The following is an 11,192-nucleotide window of genomic DNA, read 5'->3' as shown; positions in this document are numbered from 1 at the left end:
CCGGCATGGCGTGGGATCAGGTTCTGCACGCGCGCCTGCTGGGCGCGGCGCTGATGATTCCCGTCGCGCGACCTTACGGTGTCTGGCTCGATTGGCGAGATGGCGCGCTCCACCTGCTGGATCAGCGTATTTTGCCGTTCGAGGAAACGTGGATTGCCTACACCAGCGCCGCTGGCGTGGCTGAAGCGATTCGCTCGATGGTGGTGCGTGGCGCGCCGGCCATTGGCATCAGTGCCGCTTATGGCATCGTCCTCGCGGCCCGCGCGCGGATCGCCGAAGGTGGCGATTGGTACGCGGCGCTGGAAGAGGATTTCGCCTTGCTGGCCGATTCCCGTCCGACGGCGGTCAACCTGTTTTGGGCACTTGGCCGCATGCACGATCGCCTTGATCGCTTGAAAGAGAACGCCGATCCGCTGGCAGCGCTGGAAGCGGAAGCCATCGCCATCCATGAAAGCGACCGCGAAGCCAACCTGACCATGGCTCAGTTGGGCGTCGACCTGATCCGCAAGCATCAGGGCAATGCGCAGGCGATTCTGACCCACTGCAATACCGGCGCGCTGGCCACCGGCGGCTTCGGTACCGCGCTGGGGGTGATTCGTGCGGCTTATCTGGAAGGCATGGTCGAGCGTGTTTACGCCGACGAAACCCGTCCGTGGCTGCAGGGCTCGCGCTTGACCGCGTGGGAACTGGCCAATGAAGGCATCCCGGTCACGCTGAATGCCGACTCCGCCGCCGCGCACATCATGAAAACCAAGGGTGTGACCTGGGTGATCGTTGGTGCTGACCGCATCACGGCCAACGGTGACGTGGCGAACAAGATCGGCACCTACCAACTGGCGGTCAACGCCATGCACCACGGCGTGCGTTTCATGGTGGTGGCACCGAGTTCGACCATCGACATGAATCTGGCCAGTGGCGATGACATCCCGATCGAGGAGCGTGATGGTGCCGAATTGCTCGAAGTGGGCGGCAAGCGCGTCGGTGCGGACGTTGAAGCGTTCAACCCGGTGTTTGACGTGACGCCGGCGGATCTCATCGACGCGATCGTCACCGAAAAGGGCATCGTCGAACGCCCGGATACCGCGAAAATGGCCCAGTTGATGTGCCGCAAACGCCTGCATTGATTGGCTTTGGCGTCTGTTCGGACGCCGTCGCTGGCAAGCCAGCTCCCACAGGTTTTGTGCTCGCCACTGATCTTGTGGGAGCTGGCTTGCCAGCGATGAGGCCCTAAAAGTCAATAAACATCGCTAAACCAAGCCCCAATTCTGCATTCAAAGAAGCTCTGAGCTTCTCTCGTCCCCGTTAAGCCTGTCACCGGTCAACTAACTATGCTCCATGCGCATCAGGGGGATAGGTGCGTGGCGGCCTTTGTGATAACATCCGGCGTTTTCCGAGGCAGCTCCACGGAGCTGTCTTTACTGCGCAAATCCGCGATCCAGTGTTGATTTGTCGTAAGTCGGCGCATGGCACTCGGCCGGCCCCGACGAGCTTCGTTGGTCCCATATGGATATGACGAAGTTTCACCAGAAAAAGGAATCAGGCTTCTCATGGGCGAACTGGCCAAAGAAATCCTCCCGGTCAATATCGAAGACGAGCTGAAGCAGTCCTACCTCGACTACGCGATGAGCGTAATCGTCGGCCGTGCACTGCCGGATGCGCGCGATGGCCTCAAGCCCGTGCACCGTCGCGTACTGTTCGCGATGAGCGAGCTGGGCAACGACTACAACAAGCCGTACAAGAAATCTGCCCGTGTTGTCGGCGACGTGATCGGTAAGTATCACCCGCACGGTGATACCGCGGTGTATTACACCATCGTTCGTATGGCCCAGCCTTTCTCCCTGCGCTACCTGCTGGTAGACGGTCAGGGCAACTTCGGTTCGGTCGACGGCGACAACGCTGCGGCCATGCGATACACCGAAGTGCGCATGACCAAGCTGGCGCATGAGTTGCTGGCCGACCTGCACAAAGAAACCGTGGACTGGGTGCCGAACTACGACGGCACCGAAATGATCCCGGCGGTCATGCCGACCCGTATCCCCAACCTGCTGGTCAACGGCTCCAGCGGTATCGCCGTGGGCATGGCGACCAACATCCCGCCGCACAACCTCGGTGAAGTCATCGACGGTTGCCTGGCGCTCATCGACAACCCTGAGCTGACCGTCGACGAGCTGATGCAGTACATCCCCGGTCCGGACTTCCCGACCGCCGCGATCATCAACGGTCGCGCCGGCATCATCGAAGCCTACCGCACCGGTCGCGGGCGCATTTATATGCGCGCCCGCTCGATCATTGAAGACATCGACAAGGTCGGTGGCCGTCAGCAGATCGTCATCACCGAACTCCCTTACCAGTTGAACAAGGCGCGTCTGATCGAGAAGATCGCCGAGCTGGTCAAAGAGAAGAAGCTCGAAGGCATCACCGAACTGCGCGACGAGTCCGACAAGGACGGTATGCGCGTCGTGATCGAACTGCGTCGCGGCGAAGTGCCTGAGGTGATCCTCAACAACCTCTACGCGCAGACCCAGCTGCAATCGGTATTCGGCATCAACATCGTTGCGCTGATCGACGGCCGCCCACGCATCCTGAACCTCAAGGATCTGCTGGAAGCCTTCGTCCGTCACCGTCGCGAAGTGGTCACCCGCCGTACCGTGTTCGAACTGCGCAAAGCGCGTGAGCGTGGCCACATTCTTGAAGGTCAGGCCGTTGCCCTGTCGAACATCGACCCGGTTATCGCCCTGATCAAGGCTTCGCCGACCCCGTCGGAAGCTAAAGAAGCGCTGATCAGCACGCCGTGGGAATCCTCGGCGGTGGTGGCGATGGTTGAGCGTGCCGGTGCCGATTCGTGCCGTCCGGAAAACCTCGATCCACAATACGGTCTGCGCGAAGGCAAGTACTTCCTGTCGCCAGAACAGGCGCAAGCCATTCTGGAACTGCGTCTGCACCGTCTGACCGGTCTGGAACACGAAAAACTGCTGGCCGAGTATCAAGAGATCCTCAACCAGATCGGCGAGCTGATCCGCATCCTCAACAGCGCTGTGCGCCTGATGGAAGTGATCCGCGAAGAGCTGGAAGTGATTCGTGCCGAATACGGCGACGTGCGCCGCACCGAAATTCTCGATGCCCGCCTCGACCTGACCCTGGGTGACATGATCCCGGAAGAAGAGCGTGTTGTGACCATCTCCCACGGTGGCTACGCCAAGACTCAGCCTTTGGCTGCGTACCAGGCTCAGCGTCGTGGCGGTAAAGGCAAGTCGGCCACTGGCGTCAAGGATGAGGACTACATCGCTCACCTGCTGGTTGCCAACAGCCACACCACGCTGTTGCTGTTCTCCAGCAAGGGCAAGGTGTACTGGCTCAAGACCTACGAGATTCCGGAAGCCTCCCGCGCTGCCCGTGGTCGTCCGCTGGTCAATCTTCTGCCGTTGAGCGAAGGCGAATACATCACCACTATGCTGCCAGTCGATCTCGAAGCCATGAAGCGTCAGGCTGAAGAAGAAGAGGCTGAAGGCGTTGAGGTTGATGTAGAAGACATCGAAAACAGCAACGAGACCGACGAAGAACGTCGTGCGCGTATCAAGGCTGCTGATCGCAAAAAAGCGCCGTTCATCTTCATGTCGACCGCCAACGGTACCGTGAAGAAGACCCCGCTGGTGGCCTTCAGCCGTCAGCGCAGCGTTGGTCTGATTGCGCTGGAGCTGGACGAAGGCGACATCCTGATCTCCGCTGCCATCACCGATGGCGAGCAGGAAATCATGCTGTTCTCCGACGGCGGCAAAGTGACGCGCTTCAAGGAATCCGAAGTTCGCGCCATGGGCCGTACCGCCCGCGGTGTGCGTGGTATGCGTCTGCCGGAAGGGCAGAAGCTGATCTCCATGCTGATTCCGGAAGAAGGCAGCGAAATCCTCACCGCCTCCGAGCGCGGCTACGGCAAGCGTACGGCGATCACCGAGTTCCCTGAATACAAGCGTGGCGGTCAGGGTGTTATCGCCATGGTCAGCAACGAGCGTAACGGCCGTCTGGTCGGTGCGGTTCAGGTGCAGGATGGCGAAGAAATCATGCTGATCTCCGATCAGGGCACTCTGGTGCGTACCCGTGTCGACGAAGTGTCGAGCCTGGGCCGTAACACTCAGGGCGTCACACTGATCAAGCTGGCCAAGGATGAAACCCTGGTCGGGCTGGAGCGGGTTCAGGAGCCTTCGGAAGTCGAAGGTGAAGAGCTTGAAGGTGAAGAGGGCGAGGAATTCGAAGGCACTGTCGTAAACGACGATGCTGGCGAAGACCAGCAACTCGACGCCGCAGCAGACGAAGAACCGCAAGAATAAGCGGGCAAACGAGGGGGCGGATGAGAATTCGCCCCCTTGTTATTTGTCCTGTTTGAAAATTTGCAACACTGCACGGGATCGTTCCCACGCTCTGCGTGGGAATGCCGCTCGGGACGCTCCGCGTCCCATGACGCAGAGCGTCATTGGATGCATTCCCACGCAGAGCGTGGGAACGATCGTCCGCAGACCAAAAGATTTAAGTGACCACCAAATCAGAGCGAGATTGGATGTGAGCAAGCGAGCCTATAACTTCTGCGCCGGTCCTGCGGCGCTTCCTGAAGCTGTCCTGCAGCGCGCCCAGGGTGAACTCCTTGATTGGCACGGCAAGGGTCTGTCGGTCATGGAAATGAGCCATCGCAGTGATGAGTTCGTGTCCATCGCCACTCAGGCCGAGCAGGATCTGCGTGACCTGCTGAATATCCCGTCGAACTACAAAGTGCTGTTTCTGCAAGGTGGCGCCAGCCAGCAGTTTGCGCAAATTCCACTGAACCTGTTACCTGAAGGCGGCTCGGCCGATTATATCGACACCGGTATCTGGTCGCAGAAAGCCATCGAAGAAGCCTCGCGCTACGGCCACGTCAACGTTGCCGCTACCGCCAAGCCTTACGACTATTTTGCCATCCCGGGCCAGAACGAGTGGAAGCTGTCGAAAGACGCCGCTTACGTTCACTACGCGCCGAACGAAACCATCGGCGGTCTGGAATTCCAGTGGATCCCGGAAGTCGGTGATGTGCCGCTGGTGGCTGACATGTCTTCGGACATCCTCTCGCGCCCGGTCGATATCTCGCGTTTCGGCATGATCTACGCCGGCGCACAGAAGAACATCGGCCCGAGCGGCATCGTCGTCAACATCATCCGCGAAGACCTGCTCGGCAAGGCGCGCGCGCTGTGCCCGACCATGCTCGACTACAAAGTCGCAGCGGATAACGGCTCGATGTACAACACCCCGCCGACCCTGGCCTGGTACTTGTCCGGCTTGGTGTTCCAGTGGCTGAAAGAGCAGGGTGGCGTTGAAGCCATCGCCAGGCTCAACGACGTCAAGCAGCGCACGCTGTACGACTTCATCGACGCCAGCGGCCTCTACAGCAACCCGATCAACAAGTCGGATCGCTCGTGGATGAACGTGCCGTTCCGTCTGGCCGACGATCGTCTCGACAAGCCATTCCTCGTCGGTGCCGAAGAGCGTGGCTTGCTCAATCTGAAGGGCCACCGCTCCGTGGGCGGCATGCGCGCCTCCATCTACAACGCCGTCGACATCACTGCGGTTAACGCGCTGGTGGCGTACATGGCTGAATTCGAGAAGGAACACGGCTGATGTCCGAGCAAGAACTCAAGGCACTGCGCGTTCGCATTGATGCTCTGGACACCAAAGTCATGGAGCTGATCAGTGAGCGTGCGCGTTGCGCCCAGGAAGTCGCGCGAGTAAAGATGGCCTCGCTGGCCGAAGGCGAAGTGCCGGTGTTCTATCGTCCCGAGCGCGAAGCTCAGGTGCTCAAGCGGGTGATGGAGCGCAATCAGGGGCCATTGGGCAACGAAGAGATGGCGCGGTTGTTCCGCGAGATCATGTCGTCGTGCCTGGCGCTTGAGCAGCCACTGAAAGTGGCTTACCTCGGCCCTGAGGGCACCTTCACCCAAGCCGCAGCGATGAAGCACTTCGGCCACGCCGTCATCAGCAAGCCGATGGCGGCGATCGACGAAGTGTTCCGTGAAGTGGCGGCCGGTGCGGTGAATTTTGGCGTGGTCCCGGTGGAAAACTCCACCGAAGGCGCGGTCAACCACACGCTCGACAGCTTCCTCGAACACGACATGGTCATCTGTGGCGAAGTCGAGTTGCGTATTCACCATCACCTGTTGGTCGGTGAAAACACCAAGACCGACAGCATCAGCCGCATCTATTCCCATGCGCAGTCGCTGGCTCAGTGCCGTAAATGGCTGGACGCGCATTACCCGAATGTCGAGCGCGTGGCGGTGTCGAGTAATGCCGAAGCGGCCAAGCGGGTTAAAGGTGAGTGGAATTCGGCGGCGATTGCCGGTGACATGGCGGCGGGGCTGTATGGCCTGACCCGTCTGGCCGAGAAGATCGAAGACCGTCCCGACAACTCGACGCGCTTCCTGATGATCGGCAACCAGGAAGTGCCGCCGACCGGCGACGACAAGACCTCGATCATCGTGTCCATGAGCAACAAACCCGGTGCGCTCCATGAGTTGCTGGTGCCGTTCCACGACAACGGGATCGACCTGACCCGTATCGAAACCCGTCCGTCGCGCAGCGGCAAATGGACCTACGTGTTCTTCATCGACTTCGTCGGCCATCACCGTGATCCGTTGATCAAAGGTGTGCTGGAAAAGATCAGTCAGGAAGCAGTAGCACTCAAAGTGCTGGGTTCCTACCCGAAAGCAGTTCTCTAAGGGGCGGTAGCAAATGAGTGGCAATTTCCTCGCTCTGGCACAGCCGGGCGTGCAACAACTTTCGCCGTACGTTCCGGGCAAGCCTGTGGACGAACTGGCGCGCGAGCTGGATCTGGATCCGGCAAAAATCGTCAAACTGGCCAGCAACGAAAACCCGCTGGGCGCCAGTCCAAAAGCCTTGGCGGCGATCCGCGAAGAGCTCGCCGAGCTGACCCGCTATCCGGATGGCAATGGTTTTGCGCTGAAATCGCTGCTGGCCGAACAGTGCCGCGTCGAGCTGAATCAGGTCACGCTGGGCAATGGTTCCAACGACATTCTTGAACTGGTCGCGCGCGCCTACCTGGCGCCGGGCCTCAATGCGGTGTTCAGTGAGCACGCTTTCGCTGTGTACCCGATCGCCACTCAGGCAGTCGGCGCGCAAGCCAAAGTAGTGCCGGCCAAGGATTGGGGGCATGACCTGCCGGCAATGCTCGCGGCCATCGATGCCAATACCCGCGTGGTATTCATCGCCAACCCGAACAACCCGACCGGCACCTGGTTCGGCGCTGAAGCGCTGGACGAGTTCCTGCAGGATGTTCCGGAGCATGTGCTGGTGGTACTCGACGAGGCTTATATCGAGTACGCCGAAGGCAGCGATCTGCCGGATGGTCTGGATTTCCTCGCTGCTTACCCGAATCTGCTGGTCTCGCGCACGTTCTCCAAGGCCTACGGTCTGGCGGCGTTGCGCGTTGGTTACGGTTTGTCGACTCCGGTTGTTGCAGATGTGCTGAACCGTGTTCGCCAGCCGTTCAACGTCAACAGTCTCGCGTTGGCAGCAGCCTGCGCAGCGTTGAAGGATGAGGAGTATCTGGCGCAAAGCCGTCAGCTCAACGAGTCGGGCATGCAGCAGTTGCAGGCCGGTTTCCGTGAGCTGGGTCTTGGCTGGATCGAGTCGAAAGGCAACTTTATCTGCGTCGATCTCGGCCAGGTTGCAGCCCCTGTGTTCCAGGGCTTGCTGAGCGAAGGCGTGATCGTACGTCCGGTGGCCAATTACGGCATGCCGAACCATCTGCGTGTGACTATCGGTCTGCCGGCGGAAAACAGTCGCTTCCTTGAAGCGCTGCGTAAGGTTCTGGCTCGTGGGTGATGTCACTGCAATGCAATCTGCTGCACCTATGATCGGTCGCCTTGTGGTGGTCGGTCTGGGGTTGATCGGTGGTTCGTTTGCCAAAGGCTTGCGTGAAAGCGGTGTGTGCCGTGAAGTGGTCGGGGTCGATCTCGATCCACAATCGCGCAAGCTGGCGGTCGAGTTGGGCGTGGTTGATCGTTGTGAAGAGGACTTGGCTGCGGCTTGCCAGGGTGCTGACGTAATTCAATTGGCCGTGCCGATTCTGGCCATGGAAAAAGTGCTCGCGCGTCTCGCGAGCATGGATCTGGGCTCGGCAATTCTGACTGATGTCGGCAGCGCCAAGGGCAATGTCGTGCGCGCGGCAACCGAGGCGTTTGGTGCGATGCCGCCGCGTTTCGTGCCGGGCCATCCGATTGCCGGTTCCGAGCAGAGCGGGGTGGAAGCCTCCAATGCCGAGCTGTTCCGTCGCCACAAGGTTATCCTCACGCCACTTGAGCAAACCGATCCGGCTGCGTTGGCAGTGGTTGATCGTCTGTGGCGCGAACTGGGCGCCGACGTCGAGCACATGCAGGTCGAGCGTCACGATGAGGTACTGGCCGCAACCAGTCATTTGCCACACCTGCTGGCTTTCGGTCTGGTCGACTCGTTGGCCAAGCGCAATGAAAATCTTGAGATCTTCCGTTACGCTGCGGGCGGTTTCCGCGATTTCACAAGAATCGCCGGAAGCGACCCGGTTATGTGGCACGACATCTTCCTCGCCAACCGCGAGGCTGTCCTGCGCACACTCGATACATTTCGCAGCGACCTCGACGCCTTGCGCGACGCGGTCGATGCAGGGGATGGGCACCAATTGTTGGGCGTTTTCACGCGCGCCCGGGTTGCCCGCGAGCATTTCAGTAAAATCCTGGCCCGCAGGGCCTATGTGGACGCTATGAATTCCAACGATCTGATCTTCCTGGCTCAACCTGGTGGCCGCCTGTCCGGTCGGATTCGCGTACCGGGTGACAAATCCATTTCCCACCGTTCGATCATGCTCGGCTCGCTGGCCGAAGGCGTCACTGAAGTCGAAGGCTTCCTTGAGGGCGAAGACGCCTTGGCGACCTTGCAGGCGTTCCGCGACATGGGCGTGGTCATCGAAGGCCCGCACCACGGCCGCGTAACCATCCACGGTGTCGGTCTGCATGGCCTGAAGCCGGCGCCGGGCCCGATCTATCTGGGCAACTCCGGCACTTCGATGCGTCTGCTGTCCGGCCTGCTGGCGGCGCAGAACTTCGACAGCGTTTTGACGGGGGATGCCTCGCTGTCCAAGCGTCCGATGAACCGCGTGGCCAATCCGCTGCGCGAAATGGGCGCCGTGATCGAAACTGCTGCCGAAGGTCGTCCACCGATGACCATTCGTGGTGGTCACAAGCTTAAAGGCCTGACGTACACCATGCCGATGGCCAGTGCTCAGGTGAAATCCTGCCTGCTGCTCGCCGGTCTGTACGCTGAAGGCAAGACCACCGTGACCGAGCCGGCGCCGACTCGCGATCACACCGAGCGCATGCTGCGCGGTTTCGGTTATTCGGTGAACGTTGAAGGCGCTACGGCTTCGGTTGAGTCTGGCGGCAAGCTGACTGCAACTCACATTGAAGTGCCGGGCGACATCTCGTCGTCGGCGTTCTTCCTTGTAGCGGCCTCGATCGCCGAAGGTTCGGAGCTGGTGCTTGAGCACGTCGGCATCAACCCGACCCGCACCGGCGTGATCGACATCCTGCGTCTCATGGGCGCGGACATCACTCTGGAAAACCAGCGCGAAGTCGGCGGCGAGCCTGTGGCTGACCTGCGCGTGCGAGCAGCTAAACTCAAAGGTATCGAGATTCCTGAGGCGCTGGTTCCACTGGCGATCGACGAATTCCCGGTGTTGTTCGTCGCCGCTGCCTGTGCCGAAGGGCGCACCGTGCTGACCGGCGCCGAAGAGCTGCGGGTCAAGGAATCGGATCGCATTCAGGTGATGGCGGACGGTTTACTGGCGCTGGGCGTTAAATGCCAGCCGACCCCGGACGGCATCATCATCGACGGCGGCCAGATTGGCGGCGGCGAAGTGCATGGTCACGGCGATCACCGTATTGCGATGGCCTTCAGTGTGGCCTCCCTGCGTGCCACTGCACCGATCCGCATCCATGATTGCGCGAACGTCGCGACGTCGTTCCCGAACTTCCTCGCACTGTGCGGGCAGGTCGGTATTCGTGTGGCACAAGAGGCTCAGTCGTGAAAAACATTGCACCGGTCATCACCATTGATGGGCCAAGCGGTTCGGGCAAAGGCACCGTAGCCGGGATTCTGGCCAAGCGTCTGGGCTGGAACCTGCTGGACTCCGGTGCGCTTTATCGCCTGCTGGCATTTGCTGCGCACAACCATGGTGTCGACCTGACCAATGAAGAGCTGCTGAAAAAACTCGCCGCTCATCTGGATGTTCAGTTTATTGCGGCGACCGAAGGTCAGTTGCAGCGCATCATTCTGGAAGGTGATGAAGTCAGCGATGTCATCCGTACCGAAAGCGTCGGTTCGGGTGCTTCGCAGGTGGCTGCATTGCCCGCTGTACGCGAGGCGCTGCTGCAGCGTCAGCGTGCATTCCAGGAAGCGCCGGGACTAGTCGCTGATGGTCGCGACATGGGTACGGTCGTCTTTCCGGATGCACCGCTGAAGATTTTCCTGACCGCCAGTGCCGAGGAGAGAGCGCGCCGTCGATATTTGCAGTTGAAGGGCAAAGTCGAGGGTGTTAGTCTGTCGAGTCTGCTAGATGAGATCCGTGCACGCGATGAGCGTGACACCCAGCGAGCGGTAGCCCCGCTCAAGCCGCCGGCTGACGCCATACAGCTGGATTCCACGGAGTTGTCCATCGATCAGGTGCTTGAACGCATCATGAGCGAGATCGCCATTCGCGATATCGCCGGGTGACCAAGAAGGCGGCAGGGGACCAGTCATAGTCCTGCGGCGCTTCTTCTATATGAAACTAACCCACACCGTCTGGGGTGTGGAGATGGGCGTATCCTTCGCCCTCATTTACAGGAATTAAAATGAGCGAAAGCTTTGCGGAACTCTTTGAAGAAAGCCTAAAAACCCTGAACCTTCAGGCAGGCTCCATCATCACCGGTGTTATCGTTGATATCGATTACCAAGCTCGCTGGGTAACCGTTCACGCTGGCCTGAAGTCTGAAGCACTCATCCCGCTTGAGCAGTTCTACAACGACGCTGGCGATCTGACTATCAATGTCGGTGACGAAGTTCACGTTGCGCTGGACTCGGTTGAAGACGGTTTCGGTGAAACCAAGCTGTCCCGTGAAAAAGCCAAGCGCGCTGAATGCTGGATC

The 11,192-nt window shown here is 59.9% G+C and carries 8 protein-coding genes; all 8 read left to right on the top strand.

All coding sequences use genetic code 11. From position 1 onward, the window contains the following. Nucleotides 1–53 precede the first annotated feature (53 nt). Nucleotides 54–1,124 (top strand): S-methyl-5-thioribose-1-phosphate isomerase, encoded by a 1,071-nt coding sequence (gene mtnA / locus ACIF4X_RS28365; RefSeq protein WP_397484600.1) that lies wholly within the window; start codon nucleotides 54–56, stop codon nucleotides 1,122–1,124. Between the two features lie 423 nt (nucleotides 1,125–1,547). Continuing rightward, on the top strand, nucleotides 1,548–4,322 hold the full coding sequence (gyrA, locus tag ACIF4X_RS28360; RefSeq protein WP_397484599.1) for a DNA gyrase subunit A: 2,775 nt from the start codon (nucleotides 1,548–1,550) through the stop codon (nucleotides 4,320–4,322). Between the two features lie 229 nt (nucleotides 4,323–4,551). Beyond that, a complete protein-coding gene (gene serC / locus ACIF4X_RS28355; protein WP_397484598.1) occupies nucleotides 4,552–5,637 on the top strand; it encodes a 3-phosphoserine/phosphohydroxythreonine transaminase in 1,086 nt (361 codons plus the stop codon). Next, nucleotides 5,637–6,731, top strand: coding sequence for a prephenate dehydratase (gene pheA / locus ACIF4X_RS28350; protein WP_007908404.1), 1,095 nt, complete (start codon nucleotides 5,637–5,639; stop codon nucleotides 6,729–6,731). Before serC ends, pheA begins: the two co-directional genes overlap by 1 nt. A 13-nt stretch (nucleotides 6,732–6,744) precedes the next feature. Next, on the top strand, nucleotides 6,745–7,857 hold the full coding sequence (hisC, locus tag ACIF4X_RS28345) for a histidinol-phosphate transaminase (RefSeq protein ID WP_397484597.1): 1,113 nt from the start codon (nucleotides 6,745–6,747) through the stop codon (nucleotides 7,855–7,857). 28 nt (nucleotides 7,858–7,885) lie between these two features. After that, nucleotides 7,886–10,093 carry a bifunctional prephenate dehydrogenase/3-phosphoshikimate 1-carboxyvinyltransferase gene (locus tag ACIF4X_RS28340; protein ID WP_397484596.1) on the top strand — a complete coding sequence of 736 codons (2,208 nt, stop codon included), beginning with the start codon at nucleotides 7,886–7,888 and terminating at the stop codon, nucleotides 10,091–10,093. Beyond that, on the top strand, nucleotides 10,090–10,779 hold the full coding sequence (gene cmk / locus ACIF4X_RS28335) for a (d)CMP kinase (protein ID WP_397484595.1): 690 nt from the start codon (nucleotides 10,090–10,092) through the stop codon (nucleotides 10,777–10,779). The genes ACIF4X_RS28340 and cmk overlap by 4 nt, the downstream gene beginning before the upstream one ends. Nucleotides 10,780–10,898: 119 nt before the next feature. Continuing rightward, nucleotides 10,899–11,192, top strand: a 294-nt coding sequence (locus ACIF4X_RS28330; RefSeq protein WP_397484593.1) for a S1 RNA-binding domain-containing protein, incomplete at its 3' end; no start/stop codon positions are given.

The organism is Pseudomonas sp. NPDC085632 (genome assembly GCF_044541255.1).
Taxonomy (GTDB): domain Bacteria; phylum Pseudomonadota; class Gammaproteobacteria; order Pseudomonadales; family Pseudomonadaceae; genus Aquipseudomonas.
This window is presented reverse-complemented; position numbering and strand designations above follow the sequence as displayed.

Bases quoted from the DNA above. Each gene is read 5' to 3' on its own strand.
- gyrA (WP_397484599.1), top strand. From the start codon at position 1,548: ATGGGCGAACTGGCCAAAGAAATCCTCCCGGTCAATATCGAAGACGAG.
- ACIF4X_RS28340 (WP_397484596.1), top strand. From the start codon at position 7,886: ATGATCGGTCGCCTTGTGGTGGTCGGTCTGGGGTTGATCGGTGGTTCG.
- pheA (WP_007908404.1), top strand. From the start codon at position 5,637: ATGTCCGAGCAAGAACTCAAGGCACTGCGCGTTCGCATTGATGCTCTG.
- mtnA (WP_397484600.1), top strand. From the start codon at position 54: ATGATTCCCGTCGCGCGACCTTACGGTGTCTGGCTCGATTGGCGAGAT.
- hisC (WP_397484597.1), top strand. From the start codon at position 6,745: ATGAGTGGCAATTTCCTCGCTCTGGCACAGCCGGGCGTGCAACAACTT.